Below are 25,447 nucleotides of genomic sequence, written 5' to 3'. Positions count from 1 at the left end.
GGGAGGTGGCGGCGAGGACGATCGCCTCACCGCACCAGCCGTGGCCCTCCGCCGTGGCCCTCCGCCGTGGTCCTTCTCCGTAGTCCTTCTCCGCGGGCGTCTCAGACGCCGATGTCCTCGCCGTCCTCGCGCCACACCGACACGACCGCCGGGCGGACGATCCTGCCGGGCCCGTCGGGCCAGGTGCTCTTCGGGTTCTCCACGGAGGCGCCGTCCAGCTCGCCCGGGTGCTGCACGGCGACCAGCACACGCCGCTCCTGGATGAGCGGGCCGCAGGTCTCGGCACCCGACGGCACCGTCAGGAACTGCTTCAGCTCACCGCGCCGCGAGCCGCGGGTGGCGACCCCGAACAGCCCGTCGTGCGAGCCGAGCTGCGAGCCGTCCGTGGAGATCCACAGGTTGCCGTAGGGGTCGAAGGCCACGTTGTCCGGGCAGGAGATCGGGCTGACGGCGTCCTTCGGGAAGCCCGCGAAGTACGTCGCCGGGTCCGCCGGGTCACCGGCCACCAGGAACAGCGACCAGGCGAACCGCGTCGACTCCGGACGGTTCCAGCGCTCGGTCAGCTCCAGGACGTGCCCGTGCTTGTTGGCGTTGCGCGGGTTGGCCTCGTCCGCCTTGGCGTTGGAACCGACCCCGCGGTTGCTGTTGTTGGTCAGGGCCACGTACACCTTGCCGGTGACCGGGTTCGGCTCGATGTCCTCGGGGCGGTCCATCTTCGTCGCGCCGACCTTGTCACCGGCGAGGCGGGTGAAGACGAACACCTCCTCGGCGGTCATGCCCTCGACGTGCGAGACGGCGCCCTTCGCGGTGGCGGTCGCCAGCGGGATCCACTCGCCGGCGCCGTCGAACTCGCCGTCGGCGGGGAGCTTGCCCGTGCCGTCGATCTCGATCGCGGGGGAGTCGCCGGTGAGCTTGGCGACGTACAGCGTGCCCTCGTCCAGCAGGGAGAGGTTGTGCTCGCGCACGGACCGGCCGCTGCCGTGCCGCATCCGCTTGCTGCCGACGAACTTGTAGAAGTAGTCGAAGCGCTCGTCGTCACCGGAGTAGACGACCGGACGGCCGTCGTGCGTGAGCCGGACGGTCGCGGCCTCGTGCTTGAACCGTCCCAGCGCGGTGTGCTTGCGCGGCGTGGACGACGGGTCGTACGGGTCGAACTCGACGACGTAGCCGAACCGGTGCACCTCGTTCGGCTCCTGGGCGACGTCGAAACGCTTGTCGAACCGCTCCCACTTGCGCTCGGTGGCCCCGGTCCCGATCCCGTAGCGCTTGTCCGTCGCCCGGCCGCTGTTGGCGAAGTACTGGTTGAAGTTCTCCTCGCCGTGCAGCGTCGTGCCCCACGGGGTGGTGCCGCCGGAGCAGTTGTTGAGCGTGCCGTACACCTTGGTGCCGGTCGGGTCGGCGGAGGTCTTCAGCAGGTCGGACCCGGCTGCGGGCCCGGTCAGCCGGAACTCGGTGGTGGCGGTGACCCGCCGGTTCAGGTGGTGACGGGGAACGGCGACGAGCCTGCCGGTCTTCCGGTCCCCCTCGACCACGACGGCGGACAGGCCGTGCGCGGCCCAGGCGACCTCGACCTGCTGCCGGGTGGGGTTGGCGGCGTCGTAGCCGCGGAACATGAGCACCTCGTCGGTGTACTCGTGGTTCGCGACCAGCAGCTGCCGGTTCCGCTCGCCCGGCAGCGGCAGCAGCGCCAGGAAGTCGTTGTTGTAGCCGAACTGACCCGCCTGGGCGGCCGCCGTCTGGTTCTCCGGGTCGAAGGCCGGCGCCCCGCGCAGGATGGGGTCACCCCAGCGGATGACGACGTTCTGGGTGTATCCGTCCGGTACGACGACGGCGTCGACGGTGTTCGGCGCGACGCTGCCGTAGCGCAGCCCGCGCGCGCCGGACGGCTTCGACGGTTTCGAGGGCTTCCCCTGGCCGGGCGTGGCCGCGGTGGCCGGACGCGCCCCGGCGACACCGGCCGCCCCGGCGGCACCCGCCACCGTGACGACGGCGGCGGCGCGCATCATCGAGCGGCGGCTGAGGGCCCCGGCGATGACGTCACCGACGTACTCGTTGTCGCTGGTGTTGGGCACCTCGTGGAAGCAGGCGTCACCACACCGGAAACGACAGGTCATGGCGGACCGTCCGCCCGGATGCGACGAGGACGGCGTTCCGATGAGCGGCAGCAGCTTGCGCACCTTTGATCTCCCTTGCGTGCCCTTGGTATGGCCGTGACGGTAGGGGCACGTATGTGCGCAGGTGCTGACGCTGAGTGAACGGTGGGTGAATCCCCGGCTTCCACCGGGGTGTTCACGGAGCCGGGAGGCGGTGTTGACACACCCGCCGGACGCCCACTCACCCCTGCCGAAGATCACCCCCAAAGGCCGCTAACCTTACGTGTCCGTCCTGGCCAGGGATTGACGGGAACAACTCACGCGAAGGGTTGCGCACATGGGCATTCTCACTCTCCTGCGGAACGCATTCGGCCGTTCACGCAAGGAGCGCACCGCCGAGGCGGAGGGTGCGGCACGGATTCCTTCGCAGCCGGAACCCACGAACCACGCCGAGCCGCAGCCGGCCGAAGCGACCACCACGACCGAACCGGCGGCCCCCGCCCCCGCGCCCGAACCGGCGCCCCAGGTCCCCGAGCCCCGCACGGCGGCGGAAGAACACGAACTGGTCGCGGCGGCCTTCGACAACGTCACGGTCCCGGACCTGGCAACCCCCCCGAAGACGACCACCGAACCCTCCCTGACCTCGGAAAACCCCGAGCCCCCGGAGGAGCCGGCCGCAAAGACCGAAACCCCGGAGGAGCAGCCCGCCCCGGAGGAGCCCTCGGCCACGGAAGAGCACTCGGCCACGAAGGAGCGGGAGCCGGAGACGGTGACCGAGCCGGTCGTCGAACCGGTGGCGGAGACGGTCACCGAGCCGGTCGCGGAGCCGGAGGTGCCGACGGCCGAACCGGTCACCGGGACGGCCACCGAGCAGGCCACCGGGAAGGACGAGCCGGCTGTCGCGGAAACGACTGCACCTGCGGCCGAGGAGCCCGCCACCGAGGAACCGGCCGAGGACGTGTCCGAGCCGGCCACCGAGGACCGGGCTCCGGAGACGACGGAGCCTGCGGAGGTCGCGGAGGCGGCTCAGGAGCCCGAGGCCAAGGCGGGGGCGGAGGGCACCCCCGAGGCGGAGCCCGAGGCCAAGGCCGGGACGGAGACCGCCCCCGAGGCGAAGGCAGAGGTCACGCCCGAGGCCGAGCCCGAGGCAGTGTCCGAGACGAAGGCAGAGGTCGCACCGGAGGCGGAGCCCGAGGCCGAGACGAAGCCCGAGGCTGAGGCTGAGGCTGAGGCACAGCCCGAAGCTGAGGCGGAGCCCGAAGCTGAGGCGCAGCCCGAGGCCGAGACGAAGCCCGAAGCCGAGGCAGAGCCCGAGGCGGAGCCGGAGCCCGAGGCGGAGCCGGAGGCCGAGAGCGGCACGGCTGAGGCCGAGCCCGCGGCCGCCGACGGCGAGGACGCCCCGCAGGGGCCACCCGCAGACGACATCGAGACCCGCACGGGTGGTGCGGGTGGGAACGACTCCGCCGAAGGCGAAGCCGAGGCGGAAGCCACCGTAGAGGCGGAAGTCACCGAACCGGCGGAGCCGACCGCCGCCCCCGTCCCGCCGCACCTCACCACCGCCCACCGCGCAGCCGGGGCCACCCTCACCAAGCTGGATCTCACCGCCGCCGAGGCGGACGTCTACCTCGTCCTGGACCGCTCCGCGTCCATGCGCCCCTACTACAAGGACGGCTCCGTCCAGGCGCTGGCAGACCAGACCCTGGCCCTCGCCGCCCACCTCACCGGGGCCCCGGACCAGGCCCCCACCGTCCACGTCGTCTTCTTCTCGACGGAGCTGGACGGCACCGCCGACCTCACCCTCACCGACCCCGAGAGCAGGATCGACGACCTGCACGCGGGGCTGGGCCGCATGGGCCGTACCAGCTACCACGTCGCCGTGGAGGCCGTGGTGGCGCACCACGAGAAGCAGGCGGCAGCCACCCGCCGCCCCGCTCTGGTGGTCTTCCAGACGGACGGCGCCCCGGACGCCAAGACTCCCGCCACCCAGTCCCTCGCGGACGCGGCGGAGAGCCACCCCACCCTCTTCTTCTCCTTCGTCGCCTTCGGTGAGCACGACAACAAGGCGTTCGACTACCTCCGCAAGCTGAAGACCGGCAACACGGCGTTCTTCCACGCGGGCCCGACTCCGCTGGAGCTCACGGACCAGGAGCTGTACGAGGGCGTACTGGCGACCTGGCGCCCGTAGGCCCGGCGAACACCTTCCGTACGCCGCCCGCTTCTCACCCCGTAAAACGGGAGGCGGGCGGCGTACCCGTGTCGGCTACGATTTGAAGGTTCCGTACATAGCAACCTGGGAGCAGCCCCCGATGGCTCGACACCTCATCACCAGCGCCCTTCCGTACATCAACGGAATCAAGCACCTGGGCAACATGGTGGGGTCCATGCTCCCGGCGGACGTGTACTCCCGGTACCTCCGCCAGCGCGGCCACGACGTCCTGTACATCTGCGCGACGGACGAGCACGGCACGCCGGCCGAGCTGGCGGCGAAGGAGCAGGGCCTGCCGGTGGCGGAGTTCTGCGCGCAGGCGCACGACGCCCAGAAGGCGGTCTACGACGGCTTCGCGCTGGCCTTCGACCACTTCGGCCGCAGCTCCTCGCAGCAGAACGTCGAGATCACCCAGCACTTCGCCCGCCGCCTGAACGAGAACGGTTTCATCGAGGAGCGGGCGATCCGGCAGGTGTACTCGCCCGCCGACGGCCGTTTCCTCCCGGACCGCTACGTGGAGGGCACCTGCCCCCACTGCGGCTACGACAAGGCCCGCGGCGACCAGTGCGAGAACTGCACGCGCGTCCTGGACCCCACCGACCTGATCGACCCCCGCTCGGCGATCTCCGGCTCCACGGACCTGGAGGTCCGCGAGACCAAGCATCTCTTCCTCCTCCAGTCGAAGCTCCAGCAGGAGGTCGAGGAGTGGGTGTCGCGGCACGAGGCCCACTGGCCCCAGCTGGCCTCCTCCATCGCCCGCAAGTGGCTGACGGAGGGCCTGCACGACCGAGCGATCACCCGCGACCTGGACTGGGGCGTCCCGGTCCCGGCCGACACCTGGCCGGACCTGGCCGCCGAGGGCAAGGTCTTCTACGTCTGGTTCGACGCCCCGATCGAGTACATCGCGGCGACGAAGGAGTGGGCGGACGCGGCGCCCGACGGAGAGGTCCGCGACTGGAAGTCGTGGTGGTACGAGGCCGACACGGGCGAGAACCCCGTCCGCTACACGGAGTTCATGGCGAAGGACAACGTCCCGTTCCACACGGTGATGTTCCCCGCCACCGAGCTGGGTGTGCGCGAGCCGTGGAAGATGGTCGACTACGTCAAGGCCTTCAACTGGCTGACGTACTACGGCGGTAAGTTCTCCACGTCCCAGAAGCGCGGTGTCTTCACCGACCAGGCGCTGGACGTCCTGCCCGCCGACTACTGGCGCTACTTCCTCATCGCCAACGCCCCCGAGTCGGACGACTCGTCCTTCACGTGGGAGCACTTCACGGCCACGGTCAACAAGGACCTCGCCGACACCCTCGGCAACTTCGTCAACCGCGTGCTGTCGTTCTCCAGGAAGCGTTTCGGCGAGGAGGTCCCGGCGGGCAGTGCGCCCGGCGAGGCCGAGGCGAAGCTCGGCACGGAGATCGCGCGTCTCCTCGCCGAGTACGAGGAGCAGATGGAGGCGCTCCAGTTCCGCAAGGCGGCCGCCGCGCTGCGCGCGCTGTGGTCGGCGGGCAACTCCTACCTGGAGGAGAAGGCCCCCTGGCTGGAGATCAAGACCGACAAGGACGCCGCGGCCCTGACGCTGCGCACGGCGATGAACCTGATCCACCTGTACGCGGTGGTCTCGGAGCCGTTCATCCCGGCGACGGCGAAGGTCATGCGCGAGGCGTTCTCCCTCCCCTCCGACACGGCGACGTGGGTCACCGAGGCGGAGGCGAAGGCCCTGACCGCGGTCTCGGCCGGCACCCCCTTCACGGTCCCGCCGGTCCTCTTCGCGAAGCTCACGGACGAGGACCTGGAGACGTACAAGGAGCGCTTCGGCGGCCAGGAGGGCTGACCCCGCCGACGGCGCAGTCCGTCACGCCGCCCCTTCCAGAACCGTCACCGGACCCGCTCACCCACTGGCACCGCCGACGGGTGAGCGGGTCCGGTTCTTCTGGAGAACACTCCGGTCGAAGTGAAATGGAGAGAGTTGATGTCGAAGGTCATCACCTACTTCCCGGGGCACGGGACGCTGTTCGAGGAGACGTATCTGGAAGGCAAGGCCGAGGACCGCGCCTCGCTCGTCCTGCGCGTGCTCGACAAGCGGGGCGTCGACGTTCCGGAAGGCACGCGCGAGCGCATCACCTCCTGCACCGACCTCGACACCCTCACCCTCTGGTTCGACCGGTCTCTGACCGCGACCACGGCCGAGGACCTGTTCGTCGACGCCCCCGCGGACGACTCGCCCCGGGCCTCCTGACCGCAAGGCCGTGGCACGGGGCGGGGGACCGGCCGCGTCCCTCTTCCCGTGCCCGGGCCGGAAGCCGGGCAGGACGGGGTGTGACGGGGCGGGCGCAGGCGCGGTCCCCCCGCTTCGCCGTGTTCCCGCCGCGCCGTATGGTTTCCGCCATGGCAGTTCCCGCGCTCATACCGATCGCCTACGAACCGAAGCACCGCACCGAGTCCATCGGGCGGTACGCGGACGGTCAGTTCCTCGCATCGGTCACGTACGCCTTCCCGCAGGGTTTCCGTCCCGACGACGGCTGGGAGGAGCACAAGCGCCTCTACACCGTGCTGCACACCTTCGACGCCGAGGGCCGCTACCGGGACTCCGACATCTGGTGCGCAGGCACCTGGGCGCAGCAGCAGCGCGACCCCCACGGCGACGACTCGCCCCTCACCCGCGCCCGCGTCCGCCTGGCCGGCCTCCTGCGCAGCCTTCCCCGCCGCTCCTACACGGACATCGCCGTCCGCCCCTTCCAGGTCACCCACGAGGACGTCCTGTTCGGCCTGGTGATCCGCAAGGACGAGGACGGCGACGAGGACGAGGACTGGGCGGAGCTGTACCCGGACCGGCTCGGCTTCGGCGCACCGTGGGACGGCACGTACGACACCTGACGGGCACCCCGCCCGACGCGTCCGCGCAACTGTCCGGCATCCCGGCGGCGTCCCCCACTACGACACCGACGACACAGTGGGGGACCTTCATGGCTCTGTTCGGCAACGCGCACACCATCGACTCCGGCACGGCCCAGCAGGACTACGCGCGGCTGCTCGGGCAGGGTGAGCAGGTGCACGCCGCGTACCTGCTGATCCGGGACACGATCCTGTTCACCGACCGGCGGCTGCTGCTGGTCGACAAGCAGGGCATCACCGGGAAGAAGGTGGAGTACCACTCCGTCCCGTACCGCAGCATCACGCACTTCGCGGTGGAGACCGCCGGCACCTTCGACCTCGACGCCGAGCTGAAGATCTGGGTGTCGGGCACGGCGACGCCGATCCAGAAGACGTTCACCAAGGGCGTGGACATCTACGAGGTCCAGGCGATCCTGACGCAGTTCGTGACGCGGTAGCAGGTCCCGCCCGTCAGCGTTCCGAGGCGTACGCCACGAAGTCCGCCCAGGCGCCGGGTGAGAGCGCCAGGCGGGGGCCTTCGACGTGCTTGGAGTCGCGAACGTGCACGGTGCCAGGGGTGGCGGCAAGCTCGACGCAGGAGTTGCCGTCGTTCCCACCGCTGTAGCTGCTCTTGAACCACGCCAGCTCGGAAAGGTCCCCGGCAGTGGTCTCGCGGATCATGTCTCTCCCAGGAGTTGCTCGACGAAGGCCAGCGACTCCCGTGGTGAGAGCGCCTGAGCCCGGATGGTGCCATACCGCAACTCAAGGATGCGCAAGTGTTTGAGTTCGGAGATCGTCCGACCGTTGAACGCGCCATCCGAGCGCCCCACCGCAGTACCGTCCGGAAACTTCAGCAGCTCGATCCGACCATCCAGGCCGGAGTGGGTGTCACAGTCAAGCGGCATCACCTGAAGCACGACATTGTGCAACCGGCCCACCTCCAGCAGACGTTCAAGCTGCTGACGCCACACCATTCTGCCCCCGATAGGGCGCCGCAAGACCCCCTCTTCCAGGACGAAGCTGAGCGCCGGCGCGGGCGAGCGCTCGAAGACCGACTGCCGGGCCAAACGAGCGGCCACCATACGTTCCACATCGTCCGGCGAGTACGGTGGCTGTGCCGCCCCGATCACCGATCGTGCGTGCTCCGGTGTCTGCAACAGCCCAGGGACGATGTGGCACTCGTACAACGCGATCTCGACCGCCTTGGCCTCCAGCTTCCCCAGCTCCCGAACCTTCTTCGGATACCGGACCTTCTTCACGTCCTCCCAGGCCGCCGCGACGAGTCCGCCCGCGCGCAGCACCTCGTCGGCCTTGTCCAGGTACTCCTGGCGGGGAATCCGTTTCCCGCCCTCGACCTTGTAGACGAGGTCCTCCCCGTACCCGACCGCGACCGCGAAGTCGGCGGCCCGCATTCCCACCGACTCCCGCCGCAGCCTCAACTGCCTTCCCACCGTGGCGAGTACGGCCACGCCCCACTCGTCGTCCGGGTCCACCTCCCACCCCGGCTCGTCCGCCTCGGTCCGGAGCCGTACCGCCTCGCCGTCCACCGACATACCGCACCCCTCTGTCGTACCGCCGTGCCGTAATGCCCTTACCCGTAGGCCCGTTTCCGACGGTCCGGACAACGGCCGACAAGCTCCGGACAGTCACCCTACGTATCGATGCTGTCACTGTTCACGGTAAGCACGCGCGGCCACCCTCGGTCACGTGAACAGCGAAAAGTCCACCCAACTCCTCCCGCCCGCGGACCACTTCAGCGTGCTCCTGTCACCCACGCCCCGCGGCGCCCGCCTCGCCCGGCTGCTCGCCGTGGACTGGATGCGCGACCGGGAGCTGCCCCACCGCGTCACCGAGGCCGCCGAACACCTCGTCGCCGAACTCGCCACGAACGCGGCCGTCCACGCCCGGCTCCCCGGACGCGACTTCCGCCTCGTCCTCCTGGCCCGCGGCGCGGTCCTCCGCATCGAGGTCACGGACACCCGCGGCGACGATCTCCCGCACCGCCGACGGCCCGCCCCCGACGCCGAGTCCGGACGCGGACTGCTTCTCGTCGAGGCCCTCGCCGACCGCTGGGGCGTGAAGCTCGGACCGGTCCCCCGCAAGACCGTATGGGCAGAACTCGATCTACCGCCACTCTGACCAGCGGAAACGTCACCGGCACCGGAACCCGATCGCGTGGGTTCCGGTGCCGTCGGCCGTCTTTTCCAAGGACCACGAGAGGGAAAGAAACCCCACCAAGCCCCACCCCTCCCGCCCACGGCGCAGGCTCACTCTCGCGAGTGAACATCACCAACTGAAGTGGATTTATGACGGGTTGCCTGCCCTACGCTCAGCGCAGCACGACACGGCGCAACAACCCCAGACACGCAAACGGCCCCCGCCGGGACTGGCATCCCACTGCGAGGGCCTGACCACCAAGGAAGAAGCACCTTCCCGATGGACACCCAAAACCCTAGCGTGCCCCCGCACGCCCAGTCCCGTAACAGCGGGAAAAACCACCCCTACCGGCGCGCTCACGCCAAGGGGCACCCCGGCGGTGTCACCCACGACAACAGCCGCCACACCACCCGCTTCACGGTGATCGGCAACCACCTCGCCCAGCACCCGGACCTGTCGCTGCTGGCGATCGGACTGGCCTGCCACATCCAGTCCCTGCCCACCGGCGCCCCCATCGGCATCAAGACCCTGGCCGCCCGCTTCCCGGAGGGCCCGACCCGGATCGCCGCCGCCCTGCGCGAACTGGAGACCCACGGCTACCTGCGCCGTACCCGCGAGCGCACCCCGGCCGGCCGCATCGTCACCCGCACCGTCTCCTGCAACCAGCCGGGCCGACGCGACGACACCTCCGGAACGGGCGAGACGCCCAAGCCCCCGGCCCGCCGCGCGGCCGACGCACCGCAGCAGAAACCCCCGCGCCGCAAGGCCCTCCCCGCCGTACCGAAACCCTCGTACAGCTCCCCCGCCCTCCTCCAAACGGCCACCGACGTCCTCGCCGGCCTCCGCCGCGAGGATCCCCGCCTGCTGCTCTCCGCCGCCGACGCCGAGCACCTCGCCCCCGGCGTCGTCGCCTGGCTGGAGCGCGACCTCACCCCCACCGCCGTACGCAAGGCCCTGGCCCGCGACCTGCCCCTGGAACCCCTGGTCCGGCCCGCCGCCTTCCTGGCCCACCGCCTGACGGACAAACTGCCACCCCTCCCGCCCTACCGAGCGCCCGAGCCGCCACCACCCGTCCGGCACCCCCTGCGCTTCTGCGACACCTGCGACCTCGGCTACCGCGGCCCCGACCCACACCACTGCCGGGGCTGCCTCGCACTCCGGCAACCACCGCCCACGACAACCTGACGAGTCGGCCGGACCCCGGCACCCGCCGGAGACCAACTCGCAGCCACCTTCACCCCTCCGGGTGAACATCACCAACTGCGCCCCTGCCAGGCGGAGTCACGCTCATACGCTCCCTGCGGAAAACGGGTTGGCATGTGCCAGCGGCAAACCCGTTTCCGTCCTTCGTCACCTCACCTCACCTCACAGGAATCCGTATGGTCAGCTCGCCCCACGAGGCGATGCACCGCATCTTCCAGGAGTACCCGGGCCTCTTCTCCGGAGTCTCCGAGGCACTCGGCATCGACTTCCCTCCGCCCGTCTCCGTCACCGTCCTGCCCAACGACCTCACCGAGACCAGCCCCGTCGAACGCCGCGTGGACACCCTCCTGCGGCTGGACCCGCAGGACGGCGAGCCGCTGCTCCTCGCGGTCGAGGCCCAGGGCAGGAAGGATCCGGACAAGCCGGCCAGCTGGGCGTACTACGCCTCGTACCTGCTCACGAAATACCGGCTGCAGCCGATGCTGCTGGTCGTCTGCCAGGACCGCGCCACCGCGGAATGGGCCGCTCGTGAGGTCAGCTTCGGTCCCCGTCAGTGGCCCCTACTGACCCTGCGGCCGCTGGTCGCAGGACCGCACAACATGCCCGTGATCACCGATCCGGCCGAAGTCCGCAAGGACCTCGCCCTCGCCACGCTGTCCGCGATCACCCACGCCACGCATCCGGACGCCGGGGCCATACTCAAATCCATGACGACCGTTCTGCGGGACACACCGCAGAGCATCGCCGACCCGATCATCGAACTCATCGCACAAGGGCTGGGCAAGCACCCGGCCGCGCAACAGTGGAGGAAACTGGTGGCCGTGGACCTCTCCTTTTACAAGTCACCCATCTCCGAGGAAATCCGCGACGAGGGCCGGGCCGAGGGCCGGGCCGAGGGCGCGGCACGACGCGCCGCCGAGGACGTCCTGGACATCCTGGAAGTGCGCGGCATCGACGTCCCCGAAGCGGTCCGGGAACGCGTCACCGGCTGTGGCGACCCCGAGATCCTGCGCCACTGGCACCGGCGTGCCGTCACGGCCCCGACGGCCGAGGACATCTTCACGGACGAGTAGCGCGGGCACGCGACCTGCGTGAACCGCCGTCCGCCACACAAACGCCATGCGGCCCGGTCTCCGTGTCACCCACCGGGTGATGGCACGGAGACCGGGCCGCATCGGGTACGCGAGGGCCGGGGGCTCGTGGTCTCCCGGCCCTCGCGTGTCTCGGGTGCCCTACTTGAGCACGCCCGCCCCCGTCGTCGTGGCCAGCGACGTCGGCAGGCCGGCCGCCGAGGTCTCCAGGCCCGTCGTGAGGGTCGGGGTCCAGTTGACCGTGGTCTTCAGGTCCTTGGAGGACGCGGCGTTGTAGGCGGCGACGAGGTCGGTCACCGTGCCGTTGACCAGGTTGCCGGAGCCCTTGACCGAGCCGGTGCCGTCACCGCTGAGGAGCTTGGCGGCCTTCGCGCCGGACGGGAGCGTCCAGTAGTTGTTCTCGGCGACGACCTGGGCCTTGGCACGCGAGTTGATGCTGTACTGCGTCGCGTAGCCGTTGAGGGTCGTGACGTCGTAGTGGTTGTTGTAGATGTGGATCTGGCCGATGCGGGCCAGCGGGGCGCGCTGCATGATGCCCTTCCACACGTTGTGGTGGATGGAGACGCGCAGCTTGCCCACGCTGTCGGTGTCGCTGCTGCCGATCAGCATCGTCTTGTCGTGGTTGGTGAACTGGTTGCGCGAGACGGTCACCAGGTCGGAGCCCTTGGTGATGTCGAGGGAGCCGTCGTGGATCTGGTACTCGCGGCCGTAGTACTTCGGGTTGGCGCTGTCGAAGTGGGGCGCGTCGGTGAACGTGTTGTGGTCCGCCCACACGTGGGTCGCGCCGCGCAGGGTCACCGAGTCGTAGTTGGAGTTCCAGTTGCCGTCGTCACCGTCGGTCGGGTCCCACTGCGGGAAGCAGTCCTCGGTGGCGGCGAAGGTCAGGTTGCGGACGATGACGTTGTCCACGTTCTGCACCTGGAGCATGCCGCCCGTGATACCGGCCGCGGTGCCCGGCACCCCGACGATGGTGGTGTTGGCCGGCACCTTGAACGTGACGTTGAGGGCCTGCTTCTTCTGGGCCGCGGCACGGGCGCTCTCCTGGGTGCCGGAGGGCAGCTTGGAGCGGCCGTAGGTGGCCGGGTCGTAGGCCTTGAGGTAGGCCGACAGCGAGTAGCCGGTGCCGGCTGCGTAGTCGGCGCAGGTCAGCTTCTTGCCGGAGTCGTCGGTGTTGGCGTCGATGGTGCCGCTGACCTTGATGATCCGGGGCGTGGTGTCGGTCGCGGAACCGAGCGCCTTCACGAGCTGGGCGCGGGTGGAGACGGTGAAGGTGTGAGCGGCGTCGGCCTTCGCACCACCGGTGGTGCCCGTACCGGAGGACGCCCAGCCGTCCTTGGCGGCGAGCGTCTGGTGGTACAGGTCGACGGTCCCGGCGTTGGCGTTCATCACGAGGGCACCGGCGCCGACGCCCGCGGCCACGAAGGCGGCGGAGACGACGAGAACACGGCGCGAGCGGAGGGACCGGCGGTGCGAGGGAGCTGCCACGGTGGATCCTTACGGGGGAGGAGCGGGGTTACGCCCTGTCAGTGGTCGCCGCCCGGTGAAGAGTTGCCGTGTGCCGGAAAGTTTTTTCTCTGCCCCACGACAACGCCTCGGACGTGCGGCCCGACGCGCCGTCCCCCTTCTCCCGCCGTCAGCTCGCCGCGGGTGACACGGACCCCGGCGCCGTCGCCGTCGTCGTCGCCGTCTCCCCGCCCAGTCCGGCCCGTGCCCTTTGCAGATGGTCCAGCCCCTGCCGTGCCGTCCGCGTCACCTCGGCGTACTCCGCCGCCGTGGAGGCGTCCGCCAGCCGCTCCCGTGCCACGCGATGGCACTCCGCCGCGCTGGTCAGCGCCCGTGCCGTGTCCTCACCGGCTCCCGCCCAGGCCCGCGCGTCCGGTGGGACCAGGCCCGCGCCGAGGCGTACGAGCCACTGGTTGGCCTCCGCCTCCGCGTCCAGGCCGGACGGAGGACGGGGCAGCCGCGAGCGGCGCCGGGCGACCGCTCCGACCGCGGCGACCGCGCCGACGAGCAGCGACACCGACAACACGACCATGAACCCCATGCCTGCGTTCCTCCCTCACCGCACCCGCCTGTGCCTCCCATGAGACGCCGCCCCGCTGTGGACGGGCTCCGGGGTTCCTGTGGGGCGCCGGTGAGGTCTCCGCAAGAGGCCGGCCCGCCGCCATGGGCGGCAGCCGTCACTCCCCGGAAAAGCGGAAGTGGCCCGGAACCGACGTCGGTTCCGGGCCACTCACGTCACACCGTCTACTTCGGCTGCGGCTTGCGCACCGTCAGGTGCAGCTCACGCAGCCGGGCCTCCTCCAGCTCCGTCGGCGCGCCCATCATCAGGTCCTGGGCGTTGCCGTTGAGCGGGAAGGCGATCGTCTCGCGGATGTTCGGCTCGTCCGCGAGCAGCATGACGATGCGGTCGACACCGGGGGCGATGCCGCCGTGCGGCGGGGCGCCGAAGCGGAAGGCGCGCAGCATGCCGGCGAACTTCTCCTCGACGGTCTCCCGGTCGTAGCCGGCGATCTCGAAGGCCTTGAGCATGATCTCCGGCTCGTGGTTGCGGATCGCGCCGGAGGACAGCTCGACACCGTTGCAGACGATGTCGTACTGCCAGCCCAGGATGTCCAGCGGGTCCTGGGTCTCCAGGGCCTCCAGGCCGCCCTGCGGCATCGAGAAGGGGTTGTGCGAGAAGTCGATCGCGCCGGTGTCCTCGTCCTTCTCGTACATCGGGAAGTCGACGATCCAGCAGAAGCGGAAGACGTCCTCCTCGAAGTGCCCGGCCCGCTTGGCGGCCTCGACCCGTACGGCGCCCATGATCTTGGAGACCTCGTCGAACTCGCCCGCCCCGAAGAACACGGCGTGCCCGGCGGCGAGGGAGAGCCGCTTGGTCAGCTCGGCCACGTCGTCCTCGGTGAGGAACTTCGCGATCGGGCCCGTCAGCGAGCCGTCCTCCGTCACGCGCACCCAGGCCAGGCCCTTGGCGCCCAGCGTGACGGCGTAGTCGCCGAGCTGGTCGAAGAACTTGCGGGGCTGCGCCGCGACGTCCGGCACCGGCAGGGCGCGCACGTGCTTGCCGGCGAAGGCCTTGAACTCGGAGCCCTCGAAGACGTCGGTGATGTCCACCAGCTCCAGCTGGGCCCGCAGGTCCGGCTTGTCCGAGCCGTACTTCAGCATCGCCTCACGGAACGGGATGCGCGGGAACGGGGACGTCACGTGCCGGCCGTTGCCGAACTCCTCGAACAGCTCCGTCATGAGCTTCTCGATCGGCTGGAACACGTCCTCCTGCTCGACGAAGGACATCTCCACGTCGAGCTGGTAGAACTCGCCCGGCGAACGGTCCGCGCGGGCGTCCTCGTCCCGGAAGCAGGGCGCGATCTGGAAGTACCGGTCGAAGCCGGAGATCATCAGCAGCTGCTTGAACTGCTGCGGGGCCTGCGGCAGGGCGTAGAACCTGCCCGGGTTCAAGCGGGAGGGGACGACGAAGTCACGGGCGCCCTCGGGCGAGGTCGCGGACAGGATCGGCGTCGCCATCTCGTTGAAGCCCAGCGCCGTCATCTTGTGACGGATCGCCGAGATGACGGCCGTACGCAGCATGATGTTGCGGTGCATGCGCTCGCGGCGCAGGTCGAGGAAGCGGTACTCCAGGCGCCGCTCCTCGTTGACCCCGTCCTCGGTGTTGATCGTGAAGGGCAGCGGCTGGGCCGCGCCGAGCAGCTCGACCTCACCGACCTCGACCTCGACCTCACCGGTGGGCAGGTCCGCGTTGACGTTCTCGGCGCCGCGGGAGACGACCTTGCCGTCGACACGGACCGTCGACTCCTTGGTCAGCTTGTCGAGGGCCTCGTACGCGGGCGTGCCCGGTCGGGCGACGAGCTGCGTGATGCCGTAGTGATCGCGCAGATCGATGAAGAGGATGCCGCCCAGGTCGCGCCGATTGTGCAGCCAGCCGCTCAGCCGGACGTCGGTGCCGACGTCAGAGGCGCGGAGCTCGCCGCAGGTGTGGGACCTGTACCGATGCATCGTCGTTCATCCAGTCTTCGCGGATCGGGGGCATGTTTCACGTGAAACAACCCCCAGGGTACCGGGCGCCCCAAGATCGGATCCCACCATTACGGGCCCGACGATCGGTGGCATTCCTCGATCGCATGTTCTTAAAGTGGGGCAATGCGCACTGGTGAGCCCCTGCCCGCCGTGGGGGAGGTCCTGGCTTCCCTCGCGACCGGTCTGTGGCACTGGGACACCGCCACCGGGCTGGTCACGGTCGATGCCGAGGCGGCCAGGCTGCTCGGGCTGCCGGCCGAGGGCACCGTCCTCACGGAGGCCCAGGCCCGGGCCCGGCTGCACCCGGTCGACTGGAACGAGATCACCGGCGTGGTCCAGCTGGCCGTCGCCGAGGGCACCCTCGCCGAGGTGCGCATCAGGATCATGGATGAACGCGGGCGGATCGTCCGGGTCGTCCGCAGCCGCTCCAAGCCGTCCTTCGACCGGGTCAAGAAGGCGTACGAGCTGATCGGCACCCTCCAGGAGGTCACCGAGCCCTCACCGGGCACCCCGGCGGGCCGCAGCGCGGTCACCGGTGACTGGCGGCGCTCCCGCGAGGCGTTCCTGCTGGACGCGGGCCGCGCACTGGCGGAGGCCCGGTCCACGGCCGAGGTGCTGCGGGTCGCGGCCGGCCTGTCCATGCCGGGATTCTCGCCCGCCGGACTCGCCGTCTTCGGCGTGGAGGGCGACCGTCTGACGATCATCGGGCACCACGGCCAAGAGGAGAACGACGAGGCCCCCTTCACCCAGATGTCGCTCCAGACGGACTATCCGGGGGCGGAGGTCGTCCGCACCGGCAAGGCCGTCTACCTCTCCTCGCCCGAGCAGTACAAGTCCCGCTACCCCCTCACCTGGCCCCTCGCGGAGCAGTTCGGCCGCCGTTCCTGGGCCTACCTTCCGCTCACGGTGGCCGGGCGCACCATGGGCACCTGGATGGCCGCCTTCACCTACCCCGTCGCCTTCACGCCCGACGAGCGGTCCGTGCTCACCACCGTGGCCCGCATGCTCGCCCAGGCCCTCACCCGGGCCGGGGCCGCCGAGACCCAGCGGGAGCTGACGGACGGGCTGCAGCGCTCCATGCTGCCCAGCCTCGGCCCCGAGATTCCCGGCATGACCCTCGCCGCCCGCTACATACCGACCGGCGGCGGCCTCCAGGTCGGCGGCGACTGGTACGACCTGATCCCGCTGCCCAGCAAACGGTTCGCGCTGGTCATCGGGGACGTACAGGGCCACGACGTACGGGCGGCGAGCCTCATGGGCCAGCTCCGCATCGCCCTGCGGGCCTACGCGGCCGAGGGCCACGGCCCCGACGCCGTCCTCTCCCGCGCCTCCCGCTTCCTCTACGGCCTCACCCGCACCGACGACGCCGACTCCCTCTCCGACCTGCGCTTCGCGACCTGCCTCTACATCGAGGTCGACCCCGTCACCGGCGTCCTGACCACCGCCCGCGCCGGGCACCTGGACCCGGCGATCCGGATGGCCGACGGCACCGTCCTGGTCCGCGCCACGGCCGGCGGGCTGCCCCTCGGCATCGACCCGGACTCCGACTACCCCACCAGCCGCCTCGCCCTGGAGCCCGGCGAGGCGCTCATGCTGTGCACCGACGGGCTGCTGGAGACCGGCGGGCACGACCTCGACACCGGCTGGCTGCGTGTCCGGAAAACCCTGGAGACACACCAGGGCGACCTGGAGGAACTGGCGGACGCGCTGGTCCAGGCGGTGCACGGGCCGTCGTCGCACCACACCACCGGCCCGCTGGCCGACCGCCGTGAGGACGACATCGCCCTCCTGCTCGTCTGCCGCCGGGGCGAAGCGGGCTGCGGCGGTCTGAGCACCGCCGCACCGGCCCGCCCGGCCGTACGGCGCTCCATGCTGACGATCGCCCAGGCCGAACCCGAGCGGATCGCCGAGGCCCGCGGGCAACTGCGCGACCTGCTGCACGACTGGCCCAGCGACGACCAGGTCGACTCGGCCGTCCTCCTCGTCTCCGAGATGCTGACGAACGTCCTCGTGCACACCGACGACGACGCGCTGCTGGTGGCGGAGGTGGTCGGCGGCCCCGGCGAGCGCCGGATGCGGATCGAGGTCACCGACACCAGCGACTCCCTGCCCCACAAGCGCCGGCCCGGCGAGCTGGCCTCGTCCGGCCGCGGCCTGGTCCTGACCGAACTGCTCGCCGACGCGTGGGGGGTGGCCCCGCGCGGCGAGGGCAAGACCATCTGGTTCGAGCTCTACGAGCCGGTGGCGGGCGGTGCGGACGGGGAGTCCGGCGACGACGGCGCCGCAGGGTCCCCCGGTGAGATTTTCGGCCCGGTTCCCGGAGAGCCCGGTGCGGCGTAACGCTGCCGCAGCTCGTACAGCACCCCGAACGCCGCCGCCGTCAGCGGCACGGCGAGCAGCATGCCGAGGATCCCGGCGACCGACGCCCCCGCGGTGATCGCGAGCATCACCACCGCCGGATGCATCTGCACGGTCCGGCTCTGGATCACCGGCTGCAGCACATGCCCCTCCAGCACCTGCACGGCGAGCACCACCCCGAGCGCCCACAGCGCGATGACGAACCCCCGGTCGGCGAGCGCGACCAGCACGGCGACGGTCCCCGAGACGAACGCGCCGAGATAGGGGACGTACGCGCCGACGAAGACGAGCGCCCCCAGCCCGACCGCACCGGGCACATCGAGGACGAGCAGCCCGACGGTGATGCACACGGCGTCGATGAACGCGATGAGCGAGGTCCCCCGCATGAACCCCTCGACGGCCTGGAAGGCCCGCCGCGCCATCGCCTCCAGGCCGTCCGCTGTGGCGTCCGGGGCGGCGGCCCGCAGCGTGGACACGGCCCGGTCGGAGTCCCGCAGGAAGAAGAAGACGAGCAACAGCGCCAGTACGGCCATGGCGAGGCTCTCGCCCACCACGCTCACCCCGCTGATCACCCCGGAGGCGGCCGTCCCGCCGAACTTCGTCGCCAGCTCCCGGGCGTTGGAGGCCATGTCGTCGAGCGAGGTCCCGGCCGCCCCGAAGTGCTCGGCGATCCCCCGCGCCGCGTCCTTCAGCGAGGCGACGATCTCGTCCCCGCTGTCCACGAGCGCGGCGACGACGATGTACACGGCCCCTCCCACCACCGCCAGAACCGCCGTGCACGTGACCCCCGCGGCCACGGACCGGTTGACCCCCGCCCTGACGAGCCGCCGGTGGAACGGCCCCAGCAACGCCGTCCCCAACAGCGCGAGCAGCACCGGCACGACGGCCGTGCGGAACTCCGCACACAGCCGGATCCCGACGTACGCGACCCCCGAGACCAGCAGGATCACCACACACCAGGCGGCGAGACGGCGGACGGGGGCGGGAAGCGACGACAGCACGCCTCCAGCGGACCACGCGCTCCGCGGGTTGTCCTGCGCGGACGGACCGGACGGGTGAGTGACGCACCGTCATGCGGTCGTGCCCGCCCGGCAGAATCAATATGCCAGTACACAAAGGAGTGAACATACCCATTCTGCAGGCCAGTTACACCTTCCTCTCCCTACCTTTCGAGACGGAGGTGATGCTCGATGTACGAGCAGAACGACATGCCGTCGGATCGGACGGCAACACGGCGGCATGACGCGATCGAGATCAGCGACTTCGTGTTCGCGGCTACCGGCGCGCGGGTGCGGAGGCTGACAACGCCGGACGGGACACACTGGTTCCCGGCCGTCGACGTGTGCAGGAACCTGGGCTACTCCCATGTGGGTTCCGCTCTGCGAAACATCGCCGACAAGGCCAATTTCGCCAGTGTCGAGAGTGTGCTTCAGAAGCACACTCTCGACGTTCCCGCAGGTCGGGAGTGGCGTCGAGACATGAATCTCGTGAATCTCCCAGGGCTGATCCGGTTGGTCAACGGCTGCACCAAACCCGAGTCCCAGCCCTTCAAGGCCTGGGTCTGCGAGGTCATCGCCACCATCCAGCGCGACGGCTCCTACTCCCTGGAACCGGCGGCCGTGCAGCCCGCTTCCACCGGCGGCACGGCGTACGCCATGCCCCAGCAGGTCGCGGACGCGATCGTGCGGCTGGAGACGCGCAACATCCAGGCCGACGAGATGCTGGCGGCCACCCAGGCGCAGCACACCGAACTCCTGGGAGAGATCAGCCGCAGCCAGCAGGCGATCGCCCGCAGTCAGACCGCGCTCGTGCGCAGTCAGGACCAGATCGCCGAGGCGCTCCAGGAGATCGCGTACATCCTCAGGGGAAGCCGCCCCGAGCCGAAACTGACGCCTCAGCAGCTCCTCGCCTCATGGAAGGCCGAGAACCTCGTCTTCACCGAGGACATCCACGCGGTGGCCGCCTGCCTGGCGCCCGCGCTCGTCCGGGGCGAGGCCAGTTACCGCATGGAGGAGATCGCCGCTCGCACCGGGCTGTCCACCGCTCGCGTCCACGACTGCCTGCGCACGCTGCTCAAGCGCGGCTGCATGCGGCAGACGGGCTGCGCCACGGACGGGGCGCCCGTCTACGTACTGCCGTAGGGGCGCCCGACGAGGACGGGCCCGAAGTCGCAAAACGAAGTTGCGGCTTTGGGCCCTCTCGTACGTTAGCGGCTTTTTCAGGCTCGCGGGCCGCCCTCCGTCATCCCGTGCACCGCCGGGACCGTGCCCAGGCGCCCCTTCTGGAAGTCCTCGAACGCCTGCTGGAGTTCGTCACGGGTGTTCATGACGAACGGGCCGTAGTGGGCCATCGGCTCACGGATCGGCCGACCGCCGAGGAGGACGACCTCCAGGTCCGGGGTGTGGGAGTCCTGCTTCTCGTCCGCGCGGACGGTCAGCGAACCGCCGGCGCCGAAGACCGCGGTCTGGCCCAGGTGGATCGGACGGCGCTCGGCACCGACCGAGCCCTTGCCCGCCATGACGTAGGCGAGGCCGTTGAAGTCCTCGCGCCACGGCAGGGTGATCTCGGCGCCCGGCGCCAGTGTCGCGTGGACCATGGTGATCGGGGTGTGGGTGATGCCGGGCCCGGCGTGGCCGTCGAGCTCACCGGCGATGACGCGCAGCAGGGCGCCGCCGTCGGGGGAGGTGAGCAGTTGGACGCTGCCGCCGCGGATGTCCTGGTAGCGCGGGGCCATCATCTTGTCCTTGGCCGGGAGGTTCACCCACAGCTGGAGGCCGTGGAAGAGCCCGCCCGACATCACCAGGGACTCCGGCGGGGCCTCGATGTGGAGCAGGCCGGAACCGGCCGTCATCCACTGGGTGTCGCCGTTGGTGATGGTGCCGCCGCCGCCCTGGCTGTCCTGGTGGTCGAAGATGCCGTCGATGATGTAGGTGACGGTCTCGAAGCCGCGGTGCGGGTGCCACGGGGTGCCCTTCGGCTCTCCCGGCGCGTACTCCACCTCGCCCATCTGGTCCATCATGATGAACGGGTCGAGGTGACGGTAGTTGATCCCCGCGAAGGCCCGGCGCACCGGGAAGCCCTCGCCCTCGAAACCGCTGGGCGCGGTGGTGACGGTGAGCACGGGACGTGCCACGGCGTCGGCCTGCGCGGTCACACGGGGCAGGGTCAGCGGGTTCTCGACGGTCACTGCAGGCATGTCCGTACCTCCTTGGGCGGCGTGGGCCCTACTTTAGTTGAGCGTTGAACTTTCTGCCACCCAGAACGACGAGAGCCCGGAGGACATTCCCTCCGGGCCCGAGCCGTCCAGGTGATCACCGTCCGCCGCCGGGACGTCGCCGGGATGCGGGCGCATCCCCGCCGCCGGCCGGGCGGTGGGCCGTCAGCCGTACGTTCAGCCGTACATCCGGCGCATCGCGAAGTCGACCATCTGCTCGACGGCCTTCGCGTCGAAGACCATCCGGTGCTCGCCCTCCATGTCGAGGACGAAGCCGTAGCCGGTGGGCAGCAGGTCGAGCACCTCGGCGCCGGTGATGACGAAGTACTTCGACTCCTTGCCCGCGTACCGGCGCAGCTCCTTGAGCGTGGTGAACATCGGGATCACCGGCTGCTGGGTGTTGTGCAGGGCGAGGAACCCGGGGTTGTCGCCGCGCGGGCAGTAGACCTTCGAGGTGGCGAAGACCTGCTGGAAGTCCTCGGCGGCCAGCTGCCCGGTGGTGAAGGCCCGCACCGCGTCCGCGAGCGAGGGCGGGGACGGCTCGGGGTACAGAGGCGGCTGCTGACCGTATCCGCCGAGGCCGCCCGGCTGCTGCGGCTGGGCGTACTGCTGCTGCGCGGCGCCACCGTCCATGGGCTGGCCGTATCCATACATGGGCGCAAGCGTACCGAGGGGCGACCCCGGCGTCCGTGGGTAGACCCTTCTCACACTTGGCCGAGTGGGGGTTGCGTCTTATTACCGACGGGTAGCATCATCGGAGCTACCTGTCGGTACGTGAACTAGCTACTTGTCGGTACGTGAACCAGCGCGAGGATCAAGTGCCTCGCCGATCCCTCTCTACGGAGCGCAGTCGCCATGGGGCACTACAAGTCGAATCTCCGCGACATCGAGTTCAACCTCTTCGAAGTACTCGGGCGCGACAAGCTGTACGGCACCGGCCCCTTCGAGGAGATGGACACCGAGACCGCGAAAAGCATCCTCGAGGAGCTGACCCGCCTCTCGGAGAACGAGCTGGCCGAGTCCTTCGCGGACGCCGACCGCAACCCGCCGGTCTTCGACCCGGAGACCAGCACCGCGCCGGTCCCGGCCTCCTTCAAGAAGAGCTACCAGGCCTTCATGGACTCCGAGTACTGGCGCCTCGGCCTGCCCGAGGAGATCGGCGGCACCACCGCGCCGCCGTCGCTGATCTGGGCGTACGCGGAGCTGATCCTCGGCGCCAACCCGGCCGTGTGGATGTACTCCTCCGGCCCCGCCTTCGCGGGCATCCTCTTCGACGAGGGCAACGAGACGCAGAAGCACATCGCGAAGCTCGCCGCGGAGAAGCAGTGGGGCTCCACGATGGTCCTCACCGAGCCGGACGCCGGCTCGGACGTGGGCGCCGGCCGCACCAGGGCCGTGCAGCAGGAGGACGGCTCCTGGCACATCGAGGGCGTGAAGCGCTTCATCACGTCCGGCGAGCACGACATGTCGGAGAACATCCTCCACTACGTGCTGGCCCGTCCCGAGGGCGCCGGTCCCGGCACCAAGGGCCTGTCCCTCTTCCTCGTCCCGAAGTACCTCTTCGACTTCGAGACCGGCGAGCTGGGCGAGCGCAACGGCGTCTACGCCACCAACGTCGAGCACAAGATGGGCCTGAAGGCCTCCAACACCTGCGAGATGACCTTCGGCGACCGGCACCCCGCCAAGGGCTGGCTGATCGGCGACAAGCACGACGGCATCCGGCAGATGTTCCGGATCATCGAGTTCGCGCGGATGATGGTCGGCACGAAGGCCATCTCCACCCTCTCCACCGGCTACCTCAACGCGCTGGAGTACGCCAAGGAGCGCGTCCAGGGTCCCGACCTGGCGAACTTCATGGACAAGGCCGCGCCCAAGGTCACCATCACCCACCACCCCGACGTGCGCCGCTCGCTGATCACGCAGAAGGCGTACGCGGAGGGCATGCGCGCCCTCGTCCTCTACACCGCCTCGATCCAGGACGCGATCGCCGTCAAGGAGGCGAACGGCGAGGACTCCGGCACCGAGCACGCGCTGAACGACCTGCTCCTGCCGATCGTCAAGGGCTACGGCTCCGAGAAGGGCTACGAGCAGCTCGCCCAGTCGCTCCAGACCTTCGGCGGCTCCGGGTTCCTCCAGGAGTACCCGATCGAGCAGTACATCCGCGACGCCAAGATCGACACCCTCTACGAGGGCACCACCGCGATCCAGGGCCAGGACTTCTTCTTCCGGAAGATCGTCCGCAACCAGGGCGCCGCACTGAACTCCCTCGCCGAGGACATCAAGAAGTTCCTGGAGCTCGGCACGGGCGGCGAGGAGCTGGCGGGCGCCCGCGAGCACCTGGCCAAGGCCGCCGTCGAGCTGGAGGCCATCGTCGGCCTGATGCTGACCGACCTCGCGGCCACCGAGCAGGACGTCAAGAACATCTACAAGGTGGGCCTGAACACCACCCGCCTGCTGATGGCCTCCGGCGACGTCGTCGTGGGCTACCTGCTGCTCAAGGGCGCCGCGATCGCCGCCGAGAAGCTGGAGACGGCCTCCACCAAGGCTCTGTCCTCCAAGGACGTGGCCTTCTACACCGGCAAGATCGCCGCGGCGAAGTTCTTCGCGGCCAACGTCCTGCCGGGCGTCACCCTGGCCCGCAAGATCGCCACCGGTGTCGAGCTGGACCTGATGGAACTGGACGAGGCCGCCTTCTAGCCCCCCGGCACACGCCGGCACACGTACCGGCACACGTCAAAACGCGTGCCGACGGGCACCGTCCGGACCGGCGCCCGTCCACTTCGGCACGGTTGCCCGAACTCCACACCGTCCACACGAAGGCCCGCTCCCCATCACCGGGAGCGGGCTTTCGTACGTCGTTAAGGTGAACCCCATGAGCGAACCCTCCCGCTTCGACCGCGGCCACACCGACGACCTCATGTCCTTCCTGACGGCGAGCCCCTCGCCGTACCACGCCGTGGCGACCGCCGCCGAACGGCTGGAGAAGGCAGGGTTCCGCCAGGTCGCCGAGACGGACGCCTGGGAAGGGACGAGCGGCGGAAAGTACGTGCTCCGCGGGGGCGCGATCGTGGCCTGGTACGTCCCCGAGGGCGCCGCGCCGCACACCCCCTTCCGGATCATCGGCGCACACACCGACTCGCCCAACCTCCGCGTCAAGCCGCTGCCCGACACCGGTGCACACGGCTGGCGCCAGGTCGCCGTGGAGATCTACGGCGGGCCGCTGCTCAACTCCTGGCTCGACCGCGACCTGGGCCTGGCCGGCCGCCTCACCCTGCGCGACGGCTCGACCCACCTGGTCGACATCGGCCGGCCGCTGCTGCGGGTGCCGCAGCTCGCCGTCCACCTCGACCGGGCGGTCAACACCGACGGCCTCAAGCTGGACAAGCAGCGGCACCTCCAGCCCGTCTGGGGCCTCGGCGGCGACGTGCGCGACGGCGATCTGATCGCCTTCCTGGAAGAGGAGTCCGGGCTGGCCGCGGGCGAGGTCGCCGGCTGGGACCTGATGGTGCACTCCGTCGAACCGCCCGCCTACCTCGGCCGCGACGAGGAACTGCTGGCCGGCCCCCGCATGGACAACCTGCTGTCCGTGCACGCCGGCACGGCGGCCCTGGCGGCCGTCGCGACGAGCGGCGCGGGTCTGCCGTACGTCCCGGTGCTCGCCGCCTTCGACCACGAGGAGAACGGCTCGCAGTCGGACACCGGCGCGGACGGGCCGCTGCTGGGCACGGTGCTGGAGCGTTCGGTGTTCGCGCGCGGAGGGTCGTACGAGGACCGGGCGCGGGCCTTCGCGGGCACCGTCTGCCTGTCCTCGGACACCGGGCACGCGGTCCACCCCAACTACGCGGAGCGGCACGACCCGACGCACCACCCGCGCGTCAACGGCGGGCCGATCCTCAAGGTCAACGTCAACAACCGCTACGCCACCGACGGTTCGGGACGGGCCGTCTTCGCCGCCGCCTGCGAGAAGGCGGGCGTGCCCTTCCAGTCGTTCGTCTCCAACAACTCCATGCCGTGCGGCACCACCATCGGCCCCATCACCGCGGCCCGGCACGGCATCCGCACGGTCGACATCGGCGTGGCCATCCTGTCGATGCACAGCGCACGGGAGTTGAGCGGCGCGGACGACCCGTACCTGCTGGCCAACGCGCTGGTGGCGTTCCTGGAGGGCTAGCCGGCGGCCGGCCAAGGATGTTCTCCCGCATGGGAGTTGCCCGCCGGGGTA

At 70.2% G+C, this 25,447-nt stretch carries 21 protein-coding genes; 12 read left to right on the top strand and 9 right to left on the bottom strand.

Annotated elements, in window-relative coordinates; genetic code table 11:
* Positions 1–101: 101 nt before the first annotated feature.
* Positions 102–2,177, bottom strand: a complete 2,076-nt coding sequence (locus ACIP5W_RS06815) for a PhoX family protein (RefSeq protein ID WP_401467724.1) — start codon at positions 2,175–2,177, stop codon at positions 102–104.
* Between the two features lie 253 nt (positions 2,178–2,430).
* On the opposite strand from ACIP5W_RS06815, the gene ACIP5W_RS06810 reads away from it, so the two are divergent.
* From ACIP5W_RS06810 to ACIP5W_RS06790, 5 genes are all read left to right on the top strand, one after another.
* Complete coding sequence (locus ACIP5W_RS06810; protein WP_401467721.1) at positions 2,431–4,278, top strand: VWA domain-containing protein; 1,848 nt, start codon at positions 2,431–2,433, stop codon at positions 4,276–4,278.
* 121 nt (positions 4,279–4,399) lie between these two features.
* Positions 4,400–6,130, top strand: coding sequence for a methionine--tRNA ligase (gene metG / locus ACIP5W_RS06805; RefSeq protein WP_401467718.1), 1,731 nt, complete (start codon positions 4,400–4,402; stop codon positions 6,128–6,130).
* Between the two features lie 138 nt (positions 6,131–6,268).
* Positions 6,269–6,535 (top strand): hypothetical protein, encoded by a 267-nt coding sequence (locus tag ACIP5W_RS06800; protein ID WP_401467715.1) that lies wholly within the window; start codon positions 6,269–6,271, stop codon positions 6,533–6,535.
* Between the two features lie 149 nt (positions 6,536–6,684).
* Positions 6,685–7,173, top strand: coding sequence for a hypothetical protein (locus ACIP5W_RS06795; protein WP_401467712.1), 489 nt, complete (start codon positions 6,685–6,687; stop codon positions 7,171–7,173).
* An 89-nt stretch (positions 7,174–7,262) separates the two neighbouring features.
* A complete protein-coding gene (locus tag ACIP5W_RS06790) occupies positions 7,263–7,628 on the top strand; it encodes a PH domain-containing protein (protein WP_363087626.1) in 366 nt (121 codons plus the stop codon).
* A 13-nt stretch (positions 7,629–7,641) separates the two neighbouring features.
* On the opposite strand, the gene ACIP5W_RS06785 is transcribed toward ACIP5W_RS06790, so the two are convergent.
* Positions 7,642–7,851, bottom strand: a complete 210-nt coding sequence (locus tag ACIP5W_RS06785; RefSeq protein WP_401467709.1) for a DUF397 domain-containing protein — start codon at positions 7,849–7,851, stop codon at positions 7,642–7,644.
* Positions 7,848–8,723, bottom strand: coding sequence for a helix-turn-helix domain-containing protein (locus ACIP5W_RS06780; RefSeq protein WP_401467706.1), 876 nt, complete (start codon positions 8,721–8,723; stop codon positions 7,848–7,850). The genes ACIP5W_RS06785 and ACIP5W_RS06780 overlap by 4 nt, the downstream gene beginning before the upstream one ends.
* 154 nt (positions 8,724–8,877) lie before the next feature.
* Between ACIP5W_RS06780 and ACIP5W_RS06775 the strand changes: the two genes are divergently transcribed.
* The 3 genes from ACIP5W_RS06775 (at position 8,878) to ACIP5W_RS06765 (ending at position 11,603) form a co-directional block, all read left to right on the top strand.
* Complete coding sequence (locus ACIP5W_RS06775; protein WP_401467703.1) at positions 8,878–9,309, top strand: ATP-binding protein; 432 nt, start codon at positions 8,878–8,880, stop codon at positions 9,307–9,309.
* Between the two features lie 297 nt (positions 9,310–9,606).
* On the top strand, positions 9,607–10,512 hold the full coding sequence (locus ACIP5W_RS06770; protein ID WP_401467701.1) for a helix-turn-helix domain-containing protein: 906 nt from the start codon (positions 9,607–9,609) through the stop codon (positions 10,510–10,512).
* A gap of 194 nt (positions 10,513–10,706) precedes the next feature.
* Positions 10,707–11,603: a hypothetical protein gene (locus tag ACIP5W_RS06765; protein WP_401467698.1), complete on the top strand. Its 897-nt coding sequence runs from the start codon at positions 10,707–10,709 to the stop codon at positions 11,601–11,603.
* Between the two features lie 159 nt (positions 11,604–11,762).
* Here ACIP5W_RS06765 and ACIP5W_RS06760 read toward each other — a convergent pair whose 3' ends face one another.
* The 3 genes from ACIP5W_RS06760 to aspS all read right to left on the bottom strand — a co-directional run bounded on the left by ACIP5W_RS06760 (position 11,763) and on the right by aspS (position 15,632).
* Complete coding sequence (locus ACIP5W_RS06760; RefSeq protein WP_401467695.1) at positions 11,763–13,106, bottom strand: polysaccharide lyase family 1 protein; 1,344 nt, start codon at positions 13,104–13,106, stop codon at positions 11,763–11,765.
* 148 nt (positions 13,107–13,254) lie between these two features.
* On the bottom strand, positions 13,255–13,665 hold the full coding sequence (locus ACIP5W_RS06755) for a hypothetical protein (protein WP_401467693.1): 411 nt from the start codon (positions 13,663–13,665) through the stop codon (positions 13,255–13,257).
* Positions 13,666–13,868: 203 nt separating this feature from the next.
* Positions 13,869–15,632, bottom strand: a complete 1,764-nt coding sequence (gene aspS / locus ACIP5W_RS06750; RefSeq protein WP_401467692.1) for an aspartate--tRNA ligase — start codon at positions 15,630–15,632, stop codon at positions 13,869–13,871.
* A gap of 144 nt (positions 15,633–15,776) precedes the next feature.
* On the opposite strand from aspS, the gene ACIP5W_RS06745 reads away from it, so the two are divergent.
* The gene (locus ACIP5W_RS06745) at positions 15,777–17,993 is read left to right on the top strand and encodes a SpoIIE family protein phosphatase (RefSeq protein WP_401467690.1); all 2,217 of its coding nucleotides are present in this window, start codon (positions 15,777–15,779) and stop codon (positions 17,991–17,993) included.
* Here the strand turns inward: ACIP5W_RS06745 and ACIP5W_RS06740 are convergent.
* The gene (locus tag ACIP5W_RS06740; RefSeq protein ID WP_401468017.1) at positions 17,885–19,009 is read right to left on the bottom strand and encodes an AI-2E family transporter; all 1,125 of its coding nucleotides are present in this window, start codon (positions 19,007–19,009) and stop codon (positions 17,885–17,887) included. The two genes, ACIP5W_RS06745 and ACIP5W_RS06740, sit on opposite strands and share 109 nt — an antisense overlap.
* A gap of 192 nt (positions 19,010–19,201) precedes the next feature.
* On the opposite strand from ACIP5W_RS06740, the gene ACIP5W_RS06735 reads away from it, so the two are divergent.
* Entirely contained in the window at positions 19,202–20,152 is a 951-nt protein-coding gene (locus tag ACIP5W_RS06735) for a Bro-N domain-containing protein (protein WP_401467687.1), read from the top strand.
* 77 nt (positions 20,153–20,229) lie between these two features.
* Here the strand turns inward: ACIP5W_RS06735 and ACIP5W_RS06730 are convergent, their stop codons facing one another.
* Positions 20,230–21,207, bottom strand: coding sequence for a pirin family protein (locus ACIP5W_RS06730; protein WP_401467684.1), 978 nt, complete (start codon positions 21,205–21,207; stop codon positions 20,230–20,232).
* 195 nt (positions 21,208–21,402) lie between these two features.
* Positions 21,403–21,879: an SseB family protein gene (locus tag ACIP5W_RS06725; RefSeq protein WP_366061827.1), complete on the bottom strand. Its 477-nt coding sequence runs from the start codon at positions 21,877–21,879 to the stop codon at positions 21,403–21,405.
* Positions 21,880–22,080: 201 nt separating this feature from the next.
* Between ACIP5W_RS06725 and ACIP5W_RS06720 the strand changes: the two genes are divergently transcribed.
* Both ACIP5W_RS06720 and ACIP5W_RS06715 read left to right on the top strand, forming a co-directional pair.
* The gene (locus ACIP5W_RS06720) at positions 22,081–23,922 is read left to right on the top strand and encodes an acyl-CoA dehydrogenase (RefSeq protein ID WP_401467680.1); all 1,842 of its coding nucleotides are present in this window, start codon (positions 22,081–22,083) and stop codon (positions 23,920–23,922) included.
* A 175-nt stretch (positions 23,923–24,097) separates the two neighbouring features.
* Positions 24,098–25,396: a M18 family aminopeptidase gene (locus tag ACIP5W_RS06715; RefSeq protein ID WP_401467677.1), complete on the top strand. Its 1,299-nt coding sequence runs from the start codon at positions 24,098–24,100 to the stop codon at positions 25,394–25,396.
* The last annotated feature ends 51 nt before the right edge of the window (positions 25,397–25,447 follow it).

This window comes from Streptomyces sp. NPDC088766, from assembly GCF_044750845.1.
Taxonomy (GTDB): Bacteria; Actinomycetota; Actinomycetes; order Streptomycetales; family Streptomycetaceae; genus Streptomyces.
Note: the sequence above shows the minus strand (reverse complement) of the source record. Positions and strands in the feature narration are given on the sequence as shown.